The sequence below is a fragment of the Bradyrhizobium sp. USDA 3262 genome (assembly GCF_054060035.1).
In genome coordinates, this window is record NZ_JBSSCT010000001.1 from 4613666 (window position 1) to 4634568 (window position 20903).

The 20903-nt window shown below is 62.8% G+C and carries 20 protein-coding genes; 14 read left to right on the top strand and 6 right to left on the bottom strand.

What is annotated here, in order from left to right:
* Position 1: 1 nt before the first annotated feature.
* From ACVWYP_RS21045 to ACVWYP_RS21055, 3 genes are read left to right on the top strand one after another with little or no spacing between them, the layout of a single operon-like run.
* Positions 2-2944 carry a formate dehydrogenase subunit alpha gene (locus ACVWYP_RS21045; protein WP_304499658.1) on the top strand — a complete coding sequence of 981 codons (2943 nt, stop codon included), beginning with the start codon at positions 2-4 and terminating at the stop codon, positions 2942-2944.
* Positions 2945-2957: 13 nt separating this feature from the next.
* Positions 2958-3554, top strand: coding sequence for a formate dehydrogenase FDH3 subunit beta (gene fdh3B, locus ACVWYP_RS21050; protein WP_011088224.1), 597 nt, complete (start codon positions 2958-2960; stop codon positions 3552-3554).
* 41 nt (positions 3555-3595) lie between these two features.
* Positions 3596-4588: a formate dehydrogenase subunit gamma gene (locus ACVWYP_RS21055; protein WP_304500262.1), complete on the top strand. Its 993-nt coding sequence runs from the start codon at positions 3596-3598 to the stop codon at positions 4586-4588.
* A 31-nt stretch (positions 4589-4619) separates the two neighbouring features.
* On the opposite strand, the gene ACVWYP_RS21060 is transcribed toward ACVWYP_RS21055, so the two are convergent.
* Positions 4620-4742: a hypothetical protein gene (locus ACVWYP_RS21060; RefSeq protein WP_304499659.1), complete on the bottom strand. Its 123-nt coding sequence runs from the start codon at positions 4740-4742 to the stop codon at positions 4620-4622.
* 736 nt (positions 4743-5478) lie between these two features.
* Between ACVWYP_RS21060 and ACVWYP_RS21065 the strand changes: the two genes are divergently transcribed.
* The 3 genes from ACVWYP_RS21065 to ACVWYP_RS21075 all read left to right on the top strand — a co-directional run bounded on the left by ACVWYP_RS21065 (position 5479) and on the right by ACVWYP_RS21075 (position 6807).
* Positions 5479-6051 (top strand): ATP-dependent Clp protease proteolytic subunit, encoded by a 573-nt coding sequence (locus ACVWYP_RS21065; protein ID WP_304499660.1) that lies wholly within the window; start codon positions 5479-5481, stop codon positions 6049-6051.
* 167 nt (positions 6052-6218) lie between these two features.
* A complete protein-coding gene (locus tag ACVWYP_RS21070; protein WP_304499661.1) occupies positions 6219-6368 on the top strand; it encodes a hypothetical protein in 150 nt (49 codons plus the stop codon).
* A 121-nt stretch (positions 6369-6489) separates the two neighbouring features.
* Entirely contained in the window at positions 6490-6807 is a 318-nt protein-coding gene (locus ACVWYP_RS21075) for a hypothetical protein (RefSeq protein ID WP_304499662.1), read from the top strand.
* A 35-nt stretch (positions 6808-6842) separates the two neighbouring features.
* On the opposite strand, the gene ACVWYP_RS21080 is transcribed toward ACVWYP_RS21075, so the two are convergent.
* Positions 6843-7241, bottom strand: a complete 399-nt coding sequence (locus tag ACVWYP_RS21080; protein WP_304499663.1) for a hypothetical protein — start codon at positions 7239-7241, stop codon at positions 6843-6845.
* A 401-nt stretch (positions 7242-7642) separates the two neighbouring features.
* Here ACVWYP_RS21080 and ACVWYP_RS21085 point away from each other — a divergent pair, with 401 nt between their 5' ends.
* Positions 7643-8722, top strand: a complete 1080-nt coding sequence (locus ACVWYP_RS21085; RefSeq protein WP_304499664.1) for an AI-2E family transporter — start codon at positions 7643-7645, stop codon at positions 8720-8722.
* Positions 8722-9159, top strand: coding sequence for a potassium channel family protein (locus tag ACVWYP_RS21090; protein WP_304500263.1), 438 nt, complete (start codon positions 8722-8724; stop codon positions 9157-9159). Before ACVWYP_RS21085 ends, ACVWYP_RS21090 begins: the two co-directional genes overlap by 1 nt.
* A gap of 8 nt (positions 9160-9167) precedes the next feature.
* Here the strand turns inward: ACVWYP_RS21090 and ACVWYP_RS21095 are convergent, their stop codons facing one another.
* On the bottom strand, positions 9168-9836 hold the full coding sequence (locus ACVWYP_RS21095; protein ID WP_304499665.1) for a helix-turn-helix domain-containing protein: 669 nt from the start codon (positions 9834-9836) through the stop codon (positions 9168-9170).
* Positions 9837-10181: 345 nt separating this feature from the next.
* On the opposite strand from ACVWYP_RS21095, the gene ACVWYP_RS21100 reads away from it, so the two are divergent.
* The 3 genes from ACVWYP_RS21100 to ACVWYP_RS21110 all read left to right on the top strand — a co-directional run bounded on the left by ACVWYP_RS21100 (position 10182) and on the right by ACVWYP_RS21110 (position 13224).
* On the top strand, positions 10182-11930 hold the full coding sequence (locus ACVWYP_RS21100; RefSeq protein WP_304499666.1) for a sensor histidine kinase: 1749 nt from the start codon (positions 10182-10184) through the stop codon (positions 11928-11930).
* Positions 11931-12047: 117 nt separating this feature from the next.
* Positions 12048-12680, top strand: a complete 633-nt coding sequence (locus ACVWYP_RS21105; protein WP_080687042.1) for a response regulator transcription factor — start codon at positions 12048-12050, stop codon at positions 12678-12680.
* A 196-nt stretch (positions 12681-12876) separates the two neighbouring features.
* Positions 12877-13224 (top strand): response regulator transcription factor, encoded by a 348-nt coding sequence (locus tag ACVWYP_RS21110; RefSeq protein WP_453946220.1) that lies wholly within the window; start codon positions 12877-12879, stop codon positions 13222-13224.
* 16 nt (positions 13225-13240) lie between these two features.
* Here ACVWYP_RS21110 and ACVWYP_RS21115 read toward each other — a convergent pair whose 3' ends face one another.
* Entirely contained in the window at positions 13241-13822 is a 582-nt protein-coding gene (locus tag ACVWYP_RS21115) for an invasion associated locus B family protein (RefSeq protein ID WP_304499668.1), read from the bottom strand.
* Positions 13823-13849: 27 nt separating this feature from the next.
* Complete coding sequence (locus tag ACVWYP_RS21120) at positions 13850-14737, bottom strand: alpha/beta hydrolase family protein (RefSeq protein WP_304499669.1); 888 nt, start codon at positions 14735-14737, stop codon at positions 13850-13852.
* Positions 14738-14900: 163 nt separating this feature from the next.
* Between ACVWYP_RS21120 and ACVWYP_RS21125 the strand changes: the two genes are divergently transcribed.
* The 3 genes from ACVWYP_RS21125 (at position 14901) to ACVWYP_RS21135 (ending at position 20056) form a co-directional block, all read left to right on the top strand.
* Positions 14901-16595 (top strand): SulP family inorganic anion transporter, encoded by a 1695-nt coding sequence (locus ACVWYP_RS21125; RefSeq protein ID WP_304499670.1) that lies wholly within the window; start codon positions 14901-14903, stop codon positions 16593-16595.
* Between the two features lie 184 nt (positions 16596-16779).
* Positions 16780-19530 carry a decarboxylase gene (locus ACVWYP_RS21130; protein WP_304499671.1) on the top strand — a complete coding sequence of 917 codons (2751 nt, stop codon included), beginning with the start codon at positions 16780-16782 and terminating at the stop codon, positions 19528-19530.
* Positions 19531-19621: 91 nt separating this feature from the next.
* Positions 19622-20056, top strand: coding sequence for a hypothetical protein (locus ACVWYP_RS21135; protein ID WP_304499672.1), 435 nt, complete (start codon positions 19622-19624; stop codon positions 20054-20056).
* Positions 20057-20097: 41 nt separating this feature from the next.
* Here the strand turns inward: ACVWYP_RS21135 and ppk2 are convergent, their stop codons facing one another.
* A complete protein-coding gene (ppk2, locus tag ACVWYP_RS21140; RefSeq protein ID WP_304499673.1) occupies positions 20098-20898 on the bottom strand; it encodes a polyphosphate kinase 2 in 801 nt (266 codons plus the stop codon).
* Between the last annotated feature and the right edge of the window lie 5 nt (positions 20899-20903).

The following is a 20903-nucleotide window of genomic DNA, read 5'->3' on the forward strand; positions in this document are numbered from 1 at the left end:
CGTGCTGATCAAGCGAACAAACCAGCGTTCCCTGCGCCAAGGCTCCGCCGCCAGCTTCCCTGCAGATCAAGCCGGTGGCCTCGACCGCCGCAGCTTCCTGCGCAAATCCGGTCTTGCCGGCGGCGCGCTCGCCGCGTTCGGCACCTTGCCGCTCGGCAGCGTGCGCAAGGCGGAAGCCGCGGTGGCCGGTCCGCTTACGGCGGGCGCGACCGTCCGCAAGAGTATCTGCACGCATTGTTCGGTTGGGTGCACGGTGACGGCCGAGGTCTTGAACGGGGTATGGATCGGCCAGGAGCCGAGCTGGGATTCGCCGATCAATCGCGGCTCGCATTGCGCCAAGGGCGCTTCCGTGCGTGAGCTCGTGCACAGCGAGCGGCGGCTGCGCTATCCGATGAAGCTGGTTGGCGGGCAGTGGACCCGCGTCTCCTGGGACACCGCGATCAACGAGATCGGCGACAAGTTCCAGGCTGTACGTGAGAAGTCGGGTCCCGATTCCGTCTATTGGCTCGGCTCGGCCAAGATGACCAACGAAGGCGCCTACCTGTTCCGCAAGCTCGGTGCGTTCTGGGGCACCAACAATACCGATCACCAGGCCCGCATCTGCCATTCAACCACCGTCACCGGCGTCGCCAACACCTGGGGCTACGGCGCGATGACCAACAGCTACAATGACATCCGCAATGCGAAGACGCAGGTCATCCTGGGCGGCAATCCGGCCGAGGCGCATCCGGTCTCGCTGCAGCATCTGCTCGAGGGCAAGGAGCTGCAAAAGGCCAACTTCATCGTCATCGACCCGCGCCTGACGCGCACCGCCGCGCACGCGACCGAATATGTGCGGATGCGGCCGGGTACCGACATTCCGGTGCTCTACGGCATGATGTGGCACATCCTCCAGAATGGCTGGGAGGACAAGGAGTTCATCCGGCAGCGCGTCTACGGTTTCGACGACCTCAAGAAGGAGGTCGAGAAATGGCCTCCTGACGAAGTCGAGCGCGTCACCGGCATTCCCGGCGAGCAGCTCAAGCGCGTCGCCAAGATGTTCGCCACCGAGAAGCCGGCGACGCTGATCTGGGCCATGGGCCAGACGCAGAAGACCGTCGGCACCGCCAATGTGCGGGCGAGCTGCATCGCGCTGCTGATGACCGGCAATGTCGGCAAGGCCGGCGCCGGCGCCAACATCTTCCGAGGCCACGACAACGTGCAGGGCGCGACCGATGTCGGGCTCGATATCGTCACGCTGCCGTTCTACTACGGTCTCGCCGAAGGCGCCTGGAAGCACTGGTCGCGGGTCTGGGAGGTCGACTATGACTTCCTGAAGTCGCGGTTCGATTCCAAGCAGATCATGGAAACCCCCGGCATTCCGCTGACCCGCTGGTTCGAAGCGGTGACGTTGCCGAAGGAACAGGTTGCCCAGAAGGACAACGTGAAGGCGGTGTTCGTGCAGGGACACGCCTCCAACAGCATCACCCGTATCCCTGAATCCCTCAACGGCCTGAAGGCGCTCGAGCTGCTCGTCATCGCCGATCCGCATCCGACGACCTGGGCCTCGCTCGCGGTCGAGGCGGGGCGCACGGATGGCGTCTACATTCTCCCGGTCGCCACGCAGTTCGAGTGCAAGGGCTCGCGCGTCGCTTCCAACCGCTCGCTGCAATGGGGCGAGCAGATCGTGAAGCCGATCTTCGAATCGAAGGACGATCTCGAAATCATCTATCTGATGGCGAAGAAGCTCGGCTTCGCCGACCAGATGTTCAAGAAGATCAAGGTCGAGAACAACCTGCCCGAGGCCGAGGACGTGTTGCGCGAGATGAACCGCGGCAGCTGGTCGACCGGCTATTGCGGACAATCGCCCGAGCGCCTCAAGGCGCACATGAAGAACCAGGCGAAGTTCGACATGCTGACGATGCGGGCGCCGAAGGACGATCCCGAGGTTGGCGGCGACTATTACGGCCTGCCTTGGCCGTGCTGGGGATCACCCGAGGTCAAGCACCCGGGCACGCCGCTGCTCTACAACACCAATCTGCATGTGATGGATGGCGGCGGCACGTTCCGGCCGCGGTTCGGCGTCGAGCGCGAGGAGAAGCTGCCGGACGGCACGACGCGGAAGGTGAGCCTGCTCGCGGACGGCGCGTATTCGTTGGGGTCGGGAATCCAGGATGGTTATCCGGAGTTCACGCTGGCGAGCCTGAAGAAGCTCGGCTGGGACACCGAGCTCACCGAAGCGGAAATGGCCGTGATCAACAAGATCAATCCGGCCAATCCGGACACGGTGTCGTGGTCGCTCGATCTGTCGGGCGGCATTCAGCGCATCGCGCTGGCGCACGGCTGCGTGCCCTACGGCAACGGCAAGGCGCGCATGAACGCCTTCGGCTTGCCGGATCCGATCCCGGTTCACCGCGAGCCGATCTATACGCCACGCGTCGATCTCGTCGCCAAATACCCGACGCTGCCCGACGCCAAGCAGTTCCGGATGCCCAACATCGGATTCTCCGTGCAGAAGGCCGCGGTGGAGAAGGGCATTGCAAAGCAGTTTCCGCTCATCCTCTCGTCCGGCCGGCTGGTCGAATATGAGGGCGGCGGCGAGGAGACGCGCACCAACCCGTGGCTCGCCGAATTGCAGCAGGACATGTTCATCGAGATCAATCCTGCCGATGCCGCCGATCGCGGTGTCAAGGACGGTGGCTGGGTCTGGGTCACCGGCGCCGAGAACAATTCCAGGGCAAGGATGAAGGCGCTCGTCACCGAGCGGGTCGGCAAGGGCGTTGCATGGATGCCCTTCCATTTCGGCGGCTGGCTTGCGGGCAAGGATCTTCGCGGCAACTACCCGAAGGGCACCGATCCGATCGTGCTCGGCGAAAGCGCGAACACGATCACCACCTACGGATACGATCCCGCGACGGGCATGCAGGAGCCCAAGGTCACTCTCTGCCAGATCGCGGCGGCATAAGGGAGCAACGACGATGGCACGTATGAAATTTCTCTGCGACGCCGACCGTTGCATCGAGTGCAACGCCTGCGTCACGGCCTGCAAGAACGAGCACGAGGTCCCCTGGGGCATCAACCGCCGTCGGGTCGTCACGATCGCCGACGGCAAGCCGGGCGAACGCTCGGTCTCGATGGCCTGCATGCACTGTACGGACGCGCCCTGTGCGGCGGTGTGCCCGGTGAATTGTTTCTATACCACCGCCGACGGCGTGGTCCTGCACTCCAAGGATCTCTGCATCGGCTGCGGCTACTGCTTCTACGCCTGTCCGTTCGGCGCGCCGCAATATCCGAAGGTCGGCAATTTCGGCTCGCGCGGAAAAATGGACAAATGCACCTATTGCGCCGGCGGCCCCGAGGCCGATGGCAGCAAGGAAGAATACGAGAAATACGGTGCGAACCGGCTTGCCGAAGGCAAGCTGCCGCTGTGCGCGGAAATGTGCTCGACCAAGTCGCTGCTTGCCGGCGACGGCGAGATCATTGCGCAGATCTATAAGGAGCGCGTGCTGAAGCGCGGCTACGGCTCAGGCGCATGGGGCTGGAAGACCGCCTATCGCGAGACGATCGAGTCCTGACGACGACCGGGCGCGGGTCGCGTCGATATCGGGAGGACCTTATGGCGTGTTTTGCACGATTTGTTCGGCTCGTCATTGGCGTGGCCGGGCTCCTGCTGCTCGTCTCCGCGGCTTCCCCGTCCATGGCCCAGCAGGTCAACCCGACCGCGAGCGCGGTCAAGGAGCAGCAGCTGCTGCAGGAACTGAACCGGGTGCAGGGACGCGTCAGCATTCCCGATCAGCGCTCGGGGGTTCTCGAACAGCCGGCGGGCCGCGAATGGCGCGAGTTCCGGAACGTGACGCTGCGCTGGATCGGCGGCATCGCGATTGTTGGCATGCTCGCGGCGCTGGTCATCTTCTATCTCAGCCGCGGGATGGTGCGGTTGCAGAGCGGGCGTTCGGGCCGGACCATCGTGCGCTTTAGTGCGTTCGAGCGCTTCGTGCACTGGATGACGGCGACTTGCTTCATCATTCTGGCGATCTCGGGATTGAACGTCACTTTTGGACGTCCATTGCTTCTGCCGCTGATCGGCCACGAGGCGTTTTCCGAATGGTCGCAATGGGCAAAGTATGTTCACAACTATCTCAGCTTCCCGTTCACCATTGGCGTCGTGCTGATCTTCCTGATGTGGATCGCCGGCAATATCCCGAACAGGGCGGATGTCGAGTGGATCAAGCGCGGCGGCGGCATCGTCGGGCACGATCACCCGCCGGCCTATCGTTTCAACGCCGGCCAGAAGGCGGTCTACTGGATCGTGGTCATCGGCGGAGGTCTGGTGGCAGCGACGGGATATGCGCTGATGTTCCCGTTCTACCTGTCGGGCATCGAAGGGATGCAGCTCGCGCAGATCGTCCACTCCATCGTCGCGGTGCTCTTCACGGCAGTGATGCTGGCGCACATCTATATCGGCACGATCGGCATGGAAGGCGCGTTCGAGGCGATGGGAAGCGGCACCGTCGATGTCAATTGGGCCAGGGAGCACCACAGCCTCTGGCTTGAGGAGGAGAATGCGCGCGACGCCCGACCCCAGCCCTCCGTCACCGCGGCGGAGTAGGCGGGGCGCGCGGCCGTTCGACGCGGACGCGCTACAGCCGTACGCCCGTCGTCGCAAAGGCCTGTGCGACCGGCTCTTGCACGCGGTTTAGCGCCAACGCCCCGATCGCCGCCATGACGATGGCGACGACGCAGGCGAGCAAGAAGACTTTCATTGTCGTTCTCCCAAACTGATCGGGATGCCGTGAAAGTCTACACAAGATGGCGCGTCGCGAACAGCGCGCTGTCCCGTGCGCGTGAGCCGCCATCGCCCGAGCCGTGGGGCGCAAGTGGCGGCTTTCGGGACGCTGCACCATCGAGACATCCGCATCCCGCGTTAGGTTGCCTTGGCAACCAGCAGTTCGCGTAGATTCCTACGTCGCTCCAATCCCCGCAAGGATCGGGTTACGAAAATAGATAAATGAAATGAATGGCTTATGGTAAAATTCTCCGTGACCCGGATGCTGGGTTGGACTGGCCGATCTTAAAGTCCGTAGATGATGTTTGCTCTCGGCACAGAGCGTGCGCATGAGGGCCAGCGTCCCTCTCTAGAAGTCTCCCGCCTGCGCGCTTGCTGGATTGGGTTTGATTCAGATCAACCCAGGATGCGCTTCGATGCTCTCTCAATCGTGTGAGGTCCCGGGTCAGATGGGGGGCGTCGTGGCAACCAGGAAGCACGCTTTGAGGGTCCTCCGCGCGACATTTATCGACGCCCGCGCAACGAGCCGGAGCGCCGCGCACGGGGTGCGGCCACCCCGAAGCGATGTCGCAACGGGGCAGCTTCATTCTCGAGCGCCTGCAATTCGCTCGATGCGGATTGCAGGATGCGTTTTGAGCATCGCGGTCGTGCTGACGTCGACGAGTTGTCTCGCGATGGAGTTTTCCCGTGTCCCGGGGTGCTTTGGAGATGTCTTGAAGCTCAGTGGAGATGTCAGGGATGGGGACTTTGTCCGCTTTCGCGGATATCTGACGACTGAGCGCCGGATCGTTGGCCTCGATCTCGATTCCCGAGGTGGATCTCTCTACGAAGGCTTCCGAATCGCCATGCTCGCGCACCAGAGGCAAATCGCGACTTACGTTTCCGGAGAATGCGACTCGGCATGCGCTTTTATTTTCCTGGCGAGCAGGAAGCGTTATGTGGCGCCAAATGCCAAGATAGGTGTCCACTCGGTTTCCAATCTACACGGCAACGAGGACAGTCGAACGATTCGTGACACGATCAAGCTTGCGAGGTTGTCGGCCAAGCTCCGTATTGCTCCGGCGGCCATCGGCAAGATGGTGATGACTCCGCCGGGAAAGATCTCCTTTTTGAACAAGGAGGAGCTCGCTTCGCTGAAGGTCATGGAGCGGAATCCGTTTGACCGCACCGCGCGCACGGCGACCGCGGAGTCAAGGAGTAGCTCCATGTGCGGCGCGGCGCCCTCGAAGAGCGCGTCGGAGCAGGCACGTCCGACGCGGAACGCCACCGGCTCGAAGGGAAGCTAGGGCGCTGGTTGAGCGGGCCTTCGGCCGAACCGGCTCGTATGGCCCAATTGGGTCAGTCAAGCCGTCGCACGCGATCCTGACTGCTTGGCACAAGCTGCACTGGTCTCTCCATTCCACCGCGATCTACAATGGCAGTCATGGGGTACGCCAGCGACAGATTTCGACGAGTGCGTGGCGCAAGCCAGCCGGCTGGCGTTCGCAATTGGCTGCATCGCTGGCTTGAATTGGCCGACGGCGATATTGCCTTCAGGGTCGTGGTCGTGACGGCCGGGATGCTGTCGACCGCGGCGATCGCCTTTGGATTGCTGTCGTCCTGAGCGCGCCTCATGTTGGCCATGCGTGGTGCCGAATTCGTCGTTCTGAGGTGCTTCGCCAGCGAAGCTCTGACAATTGAGCTATCGTCTTCAGCGCGACACGGATCATTCCCAGCGGCAATGAATGCACTTCAAATTGGCTGAAAAGTCGGATGGACGCAGAGACCGTCAGGCGGCCAGGTTGGGCGTCGGGGCCTGCGCCGCGATCTTCCTGTTTTGCTGCGCGCAACAGACGGCTGCGCTGCCGCTCACGCCGTACCGCTATGAAGCCCAGGCTCAGCGGCATTGCCCCGGCGATAGCGTGGTCTGGCTCGATTTTCGGCGCGGACGCTACTACCTCAAAGGGCAAAGCCGCTATGCCAGGGGCTTCGATGGCGGCTTCGTGTGCAGGAATGAAGCGCGCGAGAGCGGCTATCGGCGTTCGCTGCTCGGCCTGCGGTGACGTCACCGAAGGCCGGCCTGTCGCGTAGGGCCGCACTACCATCCGTAATAGTAGCGTGGCCGAGCGTAGTAGCCATAGCCGCCGCTCGGCGGGCAATTGTCGTAGCCATAGCCGCCGCCATAGCCGTATCCACCGCCATAGTAGGGATACCCGCCATAGTAGGCCGAGCTCGCGATGGCTCCGCCAACGATCGCGCCGGCGGCCGCGGCGCCCCAGCCTCGATAGCCCCATCCACGATAGCCTCCCCAGCCGCCGTAGCCTCGCCAACCGCGATAGCCCCAGCCGCCGCCCCAGCGCACCTGAAGGGCGGTATTGTTCTCGACCATGCCCTTCATGGCCGCGACGTTGGTCGGCAGCGGCGCCGCCTGGCCAGCGCCAATGCCGACCATGCTCGCAAGCAGGATCAAGGCCGGCAGGGTCTTGGTGTTCTTCATGACGTCCTCCACATCGGGGTGACACAGGCAGTCGTGATCGAAAGGCAGCCAATCGAGAGCGCCTTTCCGGTCCATGAGCATGTCGAGCCTGTCAGCCGCGGCCGGCCGAAGCTTGATTTGAATCAAAGTGGCGAGGGGGCGGTGCGGACGATTGATCCTTCGCCTTGGGACAATTGCCGCGGATAGGCAGGCCGCCGCCTTACGGGGCGCGCTCGCGCTCGTGATCCCGACCGCGAACGCATCCCGGCGAAGTTGGAGCGGCCCGATTCCTGCCCCCGAACCGGGGCCGCTTCTTCGGCGAAAGTCCGGACGCATCACGCTTGATCTGAATCAAGCCGTGCGCGGCAAGGCGATGGCACCGCTTCCCGCGTAGCCGCTGATGCTCAATCGAAAGCACGCTCTTGAAAACCCTGCGCCAGCTCGTGACCGGAGACGAGTTCATCCAGCTCGCAATTCGCCTCGGATTGCTGGCGCTGCTGATCTACTGGTCGTTCGTCCTGGTCAGCCCGTTCGTGCCGATCCTGGCCTGGAGCGTGGTGCTCGCGGTCGCGCTCTATCCCGTCTTCACCTGGCTCGCAGCAATGCTCGGCGGCCATGCCGGCATCGCGGCGCTCGTGCTGACCTTGATCTCTCTGGGAGTCGTCATCGGGCCGGCGACCTGGCTCGGAATCGGAGCTGTAGAGGGGATGAAGGAGCTCGCCGAACAACTGGGCGCCGGCAACGTTGTCGTGCCGTCGCCGCCGCCGGAGGTCAAGGATTGGCCGCTGATCGGCGGCCCACTCCATGAGATCTGGGATCGGGCGTCGACCAATTTGCGCGCCGTGCTGCGCGAGGTCGTGCCGCATCTGAAGCCGTTGGCCGGGACCCTGTTTGCGTTTGCCAGTAATGCCGGGATCGGGATGGTGAAGTTTCTGCTGGCGGTCGTCGTGGCAGGATTTCTGTTTCCGTATGGCTCGCAGCTTGCAGCGGCGTGCCGGAGCTTCCTGTCCCGCATCGTGCCGGAGCAGAGCGAGCACTTCCTCGATCTTGCAGGTGCGACCATCCGGGCGGTCTCCCGCGGCGTCATCGGTGTCGCCGTCCTGCAATCGCTGCTGGCCGGCATTGGCTTCAAGCTGGCGGGGATCCCGAGCGCAGGGCTGCTGGCGTTTGTCGTGATGCTGCTCGCGATCGTGCAGATCGGGGCGGCAATCGTGCTGTTTCCGGTTATCATCTGGCTGTGGTCGGCCAAGGACTTCCCGACGGCGCTCGCCCTCACGTTCTTCTTCCTGGTCGTCGGCGTCCTCGACAATGTGCTGAAACCGCTGGTGATGGGGCGGGGCCTGACCACGCCGGCGCTCGTCATCTTCGTCGGCGTGATCGGCGGCACGCTTGCCCACGGCATCGTGGGCCTGTTCATCGGTCCAATCATTCTCGCGGTCGCCTGGGAATTGATCACGGCATGGATCCGGGACGACCGCGCCCGGCTGGCGGGAGAGCGATGATGCTGTTTCAGCTCCTCGTGGGATCGGCGGTGAGCGCGATCAACATCGCGATCCATTCGCTCTGGACAGTCGCGGCCATCGGGTTGCTTCGCAACGTTGCCTTGAGCGCGGCAGGCCGGGCGGGGCTACAGCTCAGCGGCGTGATGGTCGCCACCGCGCTTGCGCTGATGCTGGCTCACACGCTCGAGATCGTGGTGTGGAGCTTGGCCTATTGGGTGCTCGGCGCCGCGCCCGCCGGCAGCAATCTGCTCTATTTCGCCTTCGTGAACTACACCACGCTCGGCTATGGCGATGTTATCCCGGTCAAGCAGTGGCTGTTGATCGGACCGATCGCGGCCATGAACGGCATTCTCATGTTCGGGTGGTCGACCGCGGTCCTGTTCGAAGTGTTGCAAAAGACCATCGAGCGCCAGGAGGCGCTCACGAAATCCCCCTGACCTCGCGGTCAGTTGTCCAGCCTGGACAGCTGGTCGCGGTCAACCAGCATGATTTCGCGCTGGTTCGAGCCAAGGAAGTTGAGCGCGCCGTAGGCGTGCAGCTTGGACAGCGCACGTGACACGGTTTCGAGCGTCAGCCCGAGATAGTCGGCAATGTCGCGCCGGCACATCGGCAAGGCGACGACGCCGACTCCGGTCAGCCGGCGATCCATTTCGAGCAGAAACGCGGCAACCCGCTCCAATGCGGTCTTGCGGCCGAGCAGCAGCATGTGCTCCTCGGCATGCCGCAGGTTACTGGTGGTCATGACCAGCAGGTTGCGAGCCAGGGCAAAATCGGAATCGGCGACGCGTTCGAGGCTCATCCGCCTGATCAGGTGCACGTTCGTGTCGACGATGGCTTCGGCGGTGAAGCGGTGGGTTTCGGCATTCTCGAGGCCGAAGATGTCCCCGACAAGGTGAAAGGCGCCGATCTGGCGGCGTCCGTCGGAGAGCAGCTTGTAGCTGCGGACCGCCCCCGAAACGACCTGGTAGACGTACTCCGCCGGCTCCTTCTCCCCGTAGATCTCGGTGCCCTTCCTGTAGTGGAATTCGCTGGTGGTGCAGTTGGCGTGCCGGGCGGTCAGCCCACCGAGGATGGTCGGTACATTGGCCGGTCTGACATTGACGCGAGCGAACATGGACTAACTCTCTTGGGTAACGACTGTTGCAGCGTCCGCGGCGGCTCGAAATGCTTGTCCGCGCGCAATGACTACGACAGGGCCCGGCCAGTCTCTATTGGTCTTGAGGTCATTGTCCTAAAGGACAGGGTACGCCAAATGTGGCAATTTGTTCGTAATTGATGCGCACCATCTTAGATTACTTTTCAATTTTCACGGCGATAACCGGGTGCTATTTTTTGAACCCGTTGGTCTCCGGCTCCGAACGCTATGGGCAAGGCAATTCGGCTCTCTGGACTGGTCATCCTGCTGGCTGCGCTGTTGGCGCCGGCTGTGCTCCGGGCGCAAGAGATGCGCCCGCATTCCATGCTGGTGCTGGACCAGTCTGATCGGCGTGGTCCCTTTTACTACCAGGTGTTCGTTGGCTTAAGGGATGCGGTGAGCGCCCACGGTCACGCGCCGACCACCGTCTACACGGAGAGCCTCGATCTCAATCGTTTCGGTGGCGAAGCCTATCAAGAGGATTTCCGGCGATTCCTCGAGGCAAAATATCGCGATCGGCCGATCGGCGTGGTGGTCACCATTGGAGCGGCTGCGCTTGAACTTGCGCTCCGCTGGAGTCCGCAGCTATGGCCCGATACGCCGATCGTGTTTGCGCTGGTCGAAGAGGCCGATTTCAAGCGATTGCGGCCGCCTGCCAATGTCACCGGCGGCGTCGTTACGTCGAAGCTCAAGGATGCCGTCACGGCTGCTCGCGCCGTCGTGCCGGAGCTCAAGACTGTCGTGCTCGTCGGTGCGGACTGGGAGCGGCAGGTTCTGTTTCGCAATTGGAAGGACCAGGCCGCGGCGGGCATTCCGGGCCTCGACATTATCGAGATCATCGGACGTCCGATGCCTGATATCGTCGAGCAGGTCGCGGCGCTTCCCGACCATAGCGCGATCATCTACACCGGCCTCTATAGCGACGGGAAGGGCAACTACTATCCGCCCTCGGATGCCCTCGCTTTTGTCGCCGCAAGAGCCAATCGCCCCATCGTCGTCGCAGCGGAGACTTTCCTCGATGCGGGCGGGATCGGCGGTTTCGTGATCGTCCCGTCCGCGATCGGCGCCGACGCAGCGCGGAGGGCGCTGCGGATTCTGGATGGCGAGATGCCGGAAAGCGTGCCGCCGTCGGCTGTCGATACCGTGAAGCCCATTTTCAACTGGCGGCAGATGCATCGCTGGAACGTCAGCGAAGCCAACCTGCCACCAGGCAGCGAGATCCGCTTCCGCGAACCGACCTTCCTGCAAAAATATCGTTGGCGGGCCGTCGCCCTGGCCACGGCACTATTGGTTCAAACAACTCTGATTGCGTTTCTGCTACATGAGCGTCACATGCGGCGGAGTGCCGAAGTCGAAGCCCGCAATCGCCTGTCTCAGCTCGCCCATATCAATCGGCAGGCGACTGCCGGAGAACTCTCGTCCTCGATTGCTCATGAGCTCAACCAGCCGCTGGGCTCGATCCTGACCAATGCCGAGAGCGCGGAACTGATCCTCAGTTCGCCGACGCCCGACCTTCGGGAGGTGCGGGAAATCATTTCGGACATCAAGCGCGATGATCTGCGGGCAAGCGAGGTGATCCGCAGGATGCGCAGCCTGCTGAAGCGTGCGCCATTTGAGAAGAAGGAGATCGACCTCAACCAGACCATGCGGGAAGCATTCGATTTCCTCAAGCTGCAGGCCTCGGCGCGCAACGTCGCAATCTACCTGCAGACCTCACCGCAGACCCTGCGGGTGAAAGGCGACCCCGTCCAGTTGCAGCAGGTCATTCTTAACCTCGTGGTCAACAGCATGGACGCGATGGCCAAAATGCCCTACGGGCGCACCATCATCGGCCGTACGGAGGTCAATGGGGACGCGTCGGCGGTGATCTCCATCAGCGATTCCGGTCCGGGAATTCCCCAGGACAGGCTGAACGACATCTTCGATCCGTTCTTCACCACAAAGGAGCAGGGCATGGGCATCGGCCTGTCCATCGCGCGGACGATCGTTCTGGCGCATAGCGGTCAGCTCTGGGCCGAGAACCAGTCCGGAGGAGGCGCGGTATTCCACCTCTCACTGCCACTGGCGGCGTAGCGCATTTGGGTCTTGCTTGCCGAGGTGCAAGGTTCGATTTACGACCAACGCAGTATTTTCAGCCATGGCTGATGGTCATTCAATGAGTAGCGGCGATCGGCAGGCGGTGGAGCAATAATGCACGCTTACGTGCACATAGTCGACGACGATGCCTCGTTTCGTACAGCGCTCGAGCGCCGGCTCAAACTTGCAGGCTATCGGGTGGCTACGTATGCATCGGCCCGGGAATTGCTCGATCAATTGCCCGACGATGAGGAGACCGGCTGTATCCTGCTGGACGTACGCATTCCCGGAATGAGCGGTCCGGAGCTGCAGCGTCGCCTCAACGAGCTGGGGTCGACACTCCCGATCGTTTTCCTGACCGGATATGCCGACACAGCGACGACCGTCCAGGCGATCAAGGCAGGTGCCGAAGATTTTTTGACCAAGCCGATCGCGTCGGAACAGCTGATCGAGGCGATCAATCGCGCCGTTGCGCGGCACGAACTGGCCCGTGGCCAGCGAACCAGGCTCGACTCACTGCGTGCGCTGCTGGCGAAGTTGACCCCACGCGAGCGGCAGGTGTTCGATCTGATTGTGTGCGGTCGGATCAACAAGCAGATTGCCCATGAGCTTGGCACGACCGAACGCACGATCAAGGCGCATCGTCACCAGGTCATGGAGAAGATGCAGGTGCAGTCACTTGCCGAGCTGGTTTCGATCGCGGAGCAGCTCGGCACGCGCGCGTCCGGTGGCGAAGTCAAGGCTTGATCTGCCGGGCAGCTCTGCCCCTCCTGTCCCATGGTACAATATGAAAGCTCTGTGACGCGGCGTATCTCCGATATCGGCCGCGAGAATATTGCGCGCCGGTAGCCGCTTGACGTGGCCTTTATCCATGCGCGGGCGAAGGTCATTCAGCGATAGGTAGAGGCTTCAGGATTTGACGACCGCGAAACTCGTTTTCGTCGTGGATGATAATCCCTCGATGCTCCGTGGAATCGGACGGCTTCTACGGCAGTGTGGATTTGCATCCAGGCTATTCGAGACCGGAAGCGCGTTGCTGAGACATGGCAGCTTCGACAGCGCGGTTTGTCTGATATTGGACATCAATCTCAGCGATGGGTCCGGGATCGAACTGCGGCACCGCCTGGCGGATCAGGGCATCGAAATCCCCGTCATCTACATCACCGGCAATGACAACCCGGCGACACGCATGGCTGCAATGGCATCGGGATGCGCGGCCTATCTGACCAAGCCATTCACCGCCAATTCGCTGATCCAACCGATCGAACGGCTGTTGGCTGGCGTGGTCTAGCGGCTGCTCGTCTCAATCATTCATCGATGACTTGATCGAGCGTCAGCGCAGGCGCGCCCTTGCGCACGGTCGCAAAGCGGTCGAGCGGGACCGATGTCGTCATCGTCAGAATGCTGGTGTCGACGACCTCGATCGAGAGCGTCTTTCCGCCATCCATGTCCTCGAGAAGCTTGGGATCGGCAACATCGGCCGCGATGCACATGTTGGTCGCGCACCAGGTGTAGGGAAGCCGATGAACGGCCTTCTGGTCGACCGATAGCTTGACGCCAGCCTGCAGATACATCCCGACCGGCAAGAACAGCTGGACGCGGTCGCTGCCGTCCTCTCGCTCGATCAGATCGACGCGAACGGCCGTCTGCCCGGTTGGGAAGGTGCCGGTGATCGTCGTCCGGCATAATGTCTTGGCGCCGGCAGCATTGAAGCAGAGCTTTCGCCACTCGCCATACTTGATATCTCGCACCGGCGCGCGTGTCCCCCGCGGGGCCACCTCGCCACCGTCCTTCGCCGCAGCCGGTGGTGAAGGCGTCTGCTGACCGTGGGCAGCACTGATACCGGCCGCAAACAGCACCAACTTCACCAAGGCACCATATCGGACCATGGATGCTCCTCCAGCGGGAACGGCCGCCTAGCGAACCTTGACTAGAAATCGTTCGACCAAAGGCGACCATGTGGGAATGGAATCGGGAGAGCCGATCAGGAAATGCCCTTCGTCGCCGAACGGCGGCAAAAGATGGTATTCGGCTCGCCCGCCGGCGCGCGAGAAGGCCTCGTGCATTCGCTTTGACAGGGCCGGGCCGAAGAATGTGTCGTTCTCGATGTAGAACCACAGCATCGGCACCCGCGATGTATGGCCAAACATGCCGGTGGCCTCGACCAGTCTGTCGGGGCCGCAATTGTTGTTGGGTTTGCCATCGACACGGCCGCCGCGGCCCGCCGCGAAGGTGATGATGGCCTTGACCTGCGGCGGGTTGAGGCTCGATAGCGCGATCGCAGCCCAGCCGCCGGCCGACTGTCCGACGACGATGACGTCCTTCGGCAAGGTGCGCTTTTCGGCGGCCATGTAATCAATGATCCAGAGATCGACCTGCGCGACGGCGAGGCCCGCATCGAGGAAATTGGGATTGGTGCATTTCCCGATCTTGGAGAAGAACGGGCCATAAAGACCGCGTTCGGGAATATCGATGGCTGCCGCGCCATAACCGGTCCCGACCGGTGCCACCACGAGGTAGCCGCGCCGCGCGAACCACATTGCGGCATCGCGGAATTCGACCAGCGGGAAAAAGCTACGATCCCTGGCGTTCAACGACACGCCATGGTTCATGATGACCAGCGGGAAAGGACCGTCGCCGAGCGGACGGACCAGATAAGCGAACATTGGTAGCGGCGTCGGCAACACCCAGATCTCTTCCTGGATGCGCTGGGGTGACTGTTGGTCATCGGCGCGTGCTGGAGCGGTCAGGCCAAGCAACAGCAGCGCTGCGGTTGCGAGGGTCCGTAAGCGGTGCTGACGCATGCCATGCGCTCCGGCAGTCATCTGGCAAATGTGCAGGCCACGACGATCGAGCCGCGCAAGATCTGAAGCACATTGAGGGCTGCAAGGCTTGATCTGAATCAACGCGCATCGGACCCGCCGGCGCAACCACATGCGACCATTGTGGCGTCATACGGCGGGCTTGATGTCGATCCAGGCAGAGACGAGTTGGATGCGCTGGCTTCCGCCGGCGAACTGGCTCGCCGACTACCGCGCATCCTGGCTTGGGGCGGACGCAATCGCCGGGATCACGCTGGCTGCCTACGCGATCCCGGTGTCGCTGGCCTATGCGGGGCTCGCGGGTCTGCCGCCGCAGATCGGCGTCTATGGATATCTGCTCGGCGGCGTGGGATACGCCCTGCTGGGCTCGTCCCGGCAGCTCGCGGTCGGACCCACCTCGGCGATCTCGCTGATGATCGCCGGCGCCGTCGGCATATTGGCCGGCGGCGATGCCACGCGTTATGGGCAGATTGCCAGTCTCGTGGCCTTCAGCGTCGCAGTGCTCTGCCTGATTGCCTGGCTGTTCAAGCTCAGCCTGCTGGTGCGGTTGATCAGCGATAGTATCTTGGTGGGCTTCAAGGCCGGAGCGGGCCTCACCATCATCATGAGCCAGCTGCCCAGCCTGTTCGGCGTCGCTGGAGGCGGCCACAACTTCTTCGACCGCGTGATCAGGCTTGCCGGCCAGCTCGGCGATACCAGGCCGCTGGTGCTCGGCATTGGTGCGGCTGCGACGGTGCTGCTCCTGCTCGGCGAGAAGAGACTGCCCGGAAAGCCCGTTGGGCTGGCGGTGGTCGCGCTGTCGATCCTCGCGGCCAGCGCATTCGGGCTCGCAGAACTGGGCTTGCCGGTGACCGGAGCGATCCCAACCGGCTTGCCGACCCTTTCGCTACCGACATTTGGTCTGCTCGAATTTGACGACCTTTTTCCGATCGCTGCCGGATGCCTGGTGCTGGCCTATGTGGAAGGAGTGTCTGCCGCACGAAGCTTTGCGGCAAAGCACGGCTACCCGCTGGATGTCAGGCAAGAGTTTCTGGGACTCGGCGCGGCCAATCTCGCCGCAGCCCTCGGGCATGGCTATCCCGTCGCCGGCGGGTTGTCGCAGTCGGCCGTGAATGACGCCGCCGGCGCACGCACGCCGCTGGCGCTGGTGTTCTGTTCGGCAACCCTCGCACTCTGCCTGCTGTTCTTCACCCGCCTGCTGACCAATCTGCCGAAGACCGTGCTCGCCGCGATCGTTTTCTCGGCCGTCTACAAACTGGTCGATATTTCGGCGCTGGCCAGAATGTGGCGGATCAGCCGGATCGATTTCTATGCCGCAATCATCGCGCTGGTGTCCGTGCTGTTCCTCGGGATATTGCAGGGCGTGCTGCTGGCGGCCGTCGCCTCGATCTTCCTGCTGTTGTTGCGGGCGTCCCAGCCCAATATCGCGTTTCTGGGCCGTCAAGCCGGCAGTGGGCGCTATTCCGACCGGGCGCGACACGATGACGTCGAGCCCTTGACCGGGATCATCGCGTTCCGCCCGGAGACCTCGCTCCTTTATGTCAATGCCGAGACGATCTTCGAAACGGTGCTGGCGGCGCTTCGGGTGTCGCCCGACGTCAAGCTGGTGGCCTGTGACCTGTCGGCCTCGCCGTTCATCGACCTTGCGGGCTCGCGCATGCTGCACGACCTTCACCAGGAGCTCGCAGCTCGCCAGATCACATTCTGCATCGTGGGCGCGCACGCGCAGTTGCGGGATCTGCTTCAGGCGGATGGTCTTGCCGACAAGACCGATAGCGGCGACTGGATGCGTACGCTCGACAGCGTATTGAGCAACAGGAAGCCACAGGCAAGCACCTAGCGTGCGCGGCCGTGCGGACTGCTGCGACATTCCATCCTTGTTGCGCCGCAAGACGTCGTGATCACACGCGCTTGGGGGCTGTCTCAATCCAGCTTGCAGCTTGACTTGGATCAAAGGGTGCAATGGGCCCAGTTTGTACGATCGGACAGAACCAGCGCTGAGATCACGAGATCGGGAGACTCTCATGGCCAACGACGCGAAGCCGGCACAGCAGCGCATCGACCAGTTCTTCTCCGGGCCCGGCGGACGAGCCGACAATTGGCGCGATCTGGTTGAGGCGGCGAAGGTATGGAGCAGGGGCGGCAACCGTGCGGCATATGACGCGGCGCTGTCGGCGCTTGCGGTGACGGAGGAGTTCCACGGCTACCCGGGCCTTCGTTTGATGGCGGCGCTGAAGGAAGCCGCGGCGGCGGGCGACGCCGCCACCTCGCATATGCTTGCGACGCGGATCGCGCAGGCACTTCAGACAAAATCCTTCCGCCAGCATGCAGGTGACTGGAGCACGCAGGACGATGGCAATGGCGATGTTCCCGATCTACTTCCGCCAACCCTGGGGCAATCGGCGGCGCGCCGTCCTTACTTCGAGACCCTGATCGTGACCGGGGTGCCGGCCAACAACTGGCCCGGGCTCCTGGCGGAATGGCGCAAGCTGCGGCGTCCGGTCGACGCCTTCATCTATGAGCCCGTGGTGGTGGGCAACCTCGAGGACGCCTTCTGTGCGGCAATGCTGAACCCCAACATTGCGGCGGTGGTGATCAATGAAGGCTTCGGGCTGCGCTCGCGCCACGATGCGCCCGTGCTTCGCGCCATGACCGGCGCCATGGGGCTGAACGACGAGTCCGATGCGTCCGCGCTGCGGTTGGCTCACGTCCTGAAGCGGATCCGTCCCGAGCTTGACCTCTACCTCATGTCCAATCGCGACGTCGAGGAGTTGGCCGGCAATCCCGAAGCCGATGTGGTGCGCCGGGTGTTCTATTCGGTCGAGGATATCCTCGAATTGCACCTTTCAATTCTGGAGGGCGTGCAGGATCGCTTCGACACGCCGTTCTTCGACAATCTGAAGAGATATGCGCAGCGGCCGATCGGCACCTTCCACGCGCTGCCGATCGCGCGCGGCAAGTCCGTGTTCAAGTCAGACTGGATCCGCGACATGGGGGAATTCTACGGGCTGAACCTGTTCCTTGCCGAGAGCAGCGCGACCACCGGCGGCCTCGACAGCATGCTGGAGCCGACCGGCAACATCAAGAAGGCGCAGGAGAAGGCCGCGCGCGCGCTCGGCGCCGATCGCGTCTACTTCGTGACCAACGGCACCTCGACATCCAACAAGATGGCCGTGCAGGCGCTGCTGGGTCCCGGCGACATCGCAATCGTGGACCGCAATTGCCACAAATCGCACCATTACGGCATGGTGCTGGCCGGCGCGCAGCCGCTCTACGTCGAGGCATTCCCGATGACGGAATACTCGATGTACGGCGCGGTGCCGTTGCAGACGATCAAGCAGGCGCTGCTGAACGCGAAGGCCGATGGCCGGCTCGACCGGGTCAAGATGATCGACCTGACCAATTGCACCTTCGACGGCCACATCTACAACACGCGGCGGGTGATGGAGGAATGCCTCGCGATCAAGCCTGACCTGATTTTCCTCTGGGACGAGGCCTGGTTCGGCTTCGCGCGGTTTTCGCCATTCCTGAGGCGGCGAACCGCGATGGGCGCGGCGAACGAGATCGAAGCCTGGATGCGCGATCCCAAGTCGGTCGCCGCCTATGAGAAACAGCAGGCCGAACTCGGCAAGGATCCGTCCGACGAGGTTCTGCTCAAGACCAGGCTGATCCCCGATCCGCGCCAGATCCGGCTGCGCGTCTATCAGACCAACTCGACCCACAAGTCGATGTCGGCGATCCGCCAGGGCTCGATGCTGGCGGTCAAGGACATCGAATTCCACACCGTCGAAGCGCAGTTCAAGGAGGCCGTATTCACGCACGCCTCGACCAGCCCGAACCAGCAGTTGATCGCCAGCCTCGACGTCTCGCGCCGGCAGATGGAGCTCGAGGGGTATGGACTGGTGGCGAATGCCATGGAGATCGCGTTCGCCATCCGCAACGCGGTCAACACCAATCCGTTGATTTCGAGATATTTCCGCGTTCTCGGCGCGGATGCCATGGTGCCGAAACAATACCGCCAGAGCGGATTCACCGACTATCTGGCGGCCGGGACCAACTGGGCGAGCGCCCTGAAGAGCCTGAACGACGACGAGTTCTGCCTCGATCCGACCCGCATGACGCTGGTCTGCGGCACGGCGGGGTACGACGGAACGTCGTTCAAGGGGCTGCTCGCCAGCCGTTACAACATCCAGGTCAACAAGACCTCGCGCAACTCGGTCCTGATCCAGTCCAACATCAACAATACGCGGAGCGACGTCGCGCATCTCGTCCGGGTGCTGGCCGAAATCTCCGGTGAAATCGATCGCGGCCTGGCCAAGGGCGGCGCGAACGCCAGGGTCGACTTCGACATGCGGGTCAACAGCCTGATGAAGGATGTACCCGACCTGCCGAACTTCTCGCATTTCCACGACGCCTATCGCGGCGATGCCGGCACGAAGACGAATGAGGGCGACATCCGCGGCGGGTTCTATTCGGCTTATGATGCCGCGGGATGCGAATATATTCGCCTGAACGATCCCGAGATCGACAGGCGCCTGAAGAACGGGCCCGATCTCGTCTCCGCCAACTTCGTGATTCCCTATCCGCCGGGCTTCCCGATCATGGTCCCTGGCCAGGTCATCACGCAGGAGACCATCGATTTCATGCGCAAGCTGGATGTGAAGGAGATCCATGGCTACGACGCGGCCGAGGGCCTGAAGCTCGTGACGACCGAGGCGCTGGCCAGGATGGGCAAGCCGCGAGCGGCCGCGCCGAAGTTCAAGGCTGCATCATAGACGAAGGAGAGCCCGCAAGGCGTCATCGCATTCTTGCGGCGATGAGTCTTGCGCAACAAGTCGTAACGCAACCGGTTTCCGGAGGGACACCATGAGGAAAGTGAGTTTGATCGGAGTTCTTGCTACACTGGCGGTTGGATTGGCCAGCTTCAGCACGCCGTCATTGGCTGAAACCGGCTCGGTCGCCGTCATCTTCACCAAGGGTGGATTCATCGTTGGTGTCGGAGGCGGCGAGGGCGTATTGACCCTGCGCGGCAAGCACTATCCGTTCACGGTGTCGGGCATGAGCGTCGGCTTCACGATCGGCGCTTCGACCACCAAGCTGGTCGGGCGCGCCCTCAATCTCAGAGGGCCTGCCTCGATCGAAGGCTCCTACAGCGCTGCAGGCGCCGGTGGGGCGATCGCCGCGGGCGCCGGAGGCGTGCAACTGCAGAACGCCAATGGCGTGATCCTGCAGCTCAGCGGGCCGAAGGTCGGCGCCGAAGTCTCGGCCGCCGTGGGCGGGGTTTCCATCCGCTTGAAATAGGTCCGGAGTGATCCAGGCCGTGCCCGGCGCGGCCTGGACCTCTAGTAGCGTTCCTCGACGAACTTCATTCCGCGCAGTCCGGCCTGATCGTTGTAGCGACCCTTGTTGGAGCGCTTGGGGAGCTTGACCTTGTCGCGCCTGACCCGTCCGTGAGGAATTGTCTTCAGCAGGAACGCGATGCAGTTCAGCCGCGCCCGCCGCTTGTCGTCGGAACGGATGACGTTCCAGGGCGCGTGCTTCGAACTCGTCGCCTTGAACATCAGGTCGCGCGCGCGGGAATAATCATACCAGCGGCGGTAGGATTCCGTGTCCATCGGGCTCAGCTTCCACTGCCGCAGCGGATCGTCGATCCGGGCCCTGAAGCGGCGCTCCTGCTCATCCATCCCGACCTCGAGCCACAGCTTGATCAGGATGATGCCGCCCTCGATGATGTATTGCTCCATCTGCGGGCAGAGCGAGAGAAACCGCTTGTGCTCCGCCGGCGTGCAGAACCCCATCACATATTCGACGCCTGCGCGATTATACCAGCTGCGATCGAAGATCACGATCTCGCCGGCCGCCGGAAACTGCTGCATGTAGCGCTGGATAAAGAGCTGGGACTTCTCACGATCCGAGGGCGCGGGCAGGGCGACCACGCGAAACACGCGCGGGCTGACCTTCTCGGTCAAGGCCTTGATCGTTCCGCCCTTGCCGGCTGCATCGCGTCCTTCGAACAGGATGATGACCCTGAGATTGTTCGCTTTGACCCATTCCTGGAGATGGCAGAGCTGGATCTGCAGCTTGTGGAGCTCTTTCTCATAGTCCTTGCGCTTCATCTTTCCAGCGGGCTTGGCGTTCGCCATGGATA

Excerpts from the sequence above, each read along its gene's own strand:
- ACVWYP_RS21060 (WP_304499659.1), bottom strand. The coding sequence starts at position 4,742 with ATGAAAGTCTTCTTGCTCGCCTGCGTCGTCGCCATCGTCATGGCGGCG.
- ACVWYP_RS21090 (WP_304500263.1), top strand. The coding sequence starts at position 8,722 with ATGCTGTTTCAGCTCCTCGTGGGATCGGCGGTGAGCGCGATCAACATC.
- ACVWYP_RS21120 (WP_304499669.1), bottom strand. The coding sequence starts at position 14,737 with ATGCGTCAGCACCGCTTACGGACCCTCGCAACCGCAGCGCTGCTGTTG.
- ACVWYP_RS21135 (WP_304499672.1), top strand. The coding sequence starts at position 19,622 with ATGAGGAAAGTGAGTTTGATCGGAGTTCTTGCTACACTGGCGGTTGGA.
- fdh3B (WP_011088224.1), top strand. The coding sequence starts at position 2,958 with ATGGCACGTATGAAATTTCTCTGCGACGCCGACCGTTGCATCGAGTGC.
- ACVWYP_RS21080 (WP_304499663.1), bottom strand. The coding sequence starts at position 7,241 with ATGAAGAACACCAAGACCCTGCCGGCCTTGATCCTGCTTGCGAGCATG.
- ACVWYP_RS21095 (WP_304499665.1), bottom strand. The coding sequence starts at position 9,836 with ATGTTCGCTCGCGTCAATGTCAGACCGGCCAATGTACCGACCATCCTC.
- ppk2 (WP_304499673.1), bottom strand. The coding sequence starts at position 20,898 with ATGGCGAACGCCAAGCCCGCTGGAAAGATGAAGCGCAAGGACTATGAG.
- ACVWYP_RS21105 (WP_080687042.1), top strand. The coding sequence starts at position 12,048 with ATGCACGCTTACGTGCACATAGTCGACGACGATGCCTCGTTTCGTACA.
- ACVWYP_RS21115 (WP_304499668.1), bottom strand. The coding sequence starts at position 13,822 with ATGGTCCGATATGGTGCCTTGGTGAAGTTGGTGCTGTTTGCGGCCGGT.
- ACVWYP_RS21130 (WP_304499671.1), top strand. The coding sequence starts at position 16,780 with ATGGCCAACGACGCGAAGCCGGCACAGCAGCGCATCGACCAGTTCTTC.
- ACVWYP_RS21055 (WP_304500262.1), top strand. The coding sequence starts at position 3,596 with ATGGCGTGTTTTGCACGATTTGTTCGGCTCGTCATTGGCGTGGCCGGG.
- ACVWYP_RS21100 (WP_304499666.1), top strand. The coding sequence starts at position 10,182 with ATGCTGGTGCTGGACCAGTCTGATCGGCGTGGTCCCTTTTACTACCAG.
- ACVWYP_RS21125 (WP_304499670.1), top strand. The coding sequence starts at position 14,901 with ATGTCGATCCAGGCAGAGACGAGTTGGATGCGCTGGCTTCCGCCGGCG.
- ACVWYP_RS21075 (WP_304499662.1), top strand. The coding sequence starts at position 6,490 with ATGCACTTCAAATTGGCTGAAAAGTCGGATGGACGCAGAGACCGTCAG.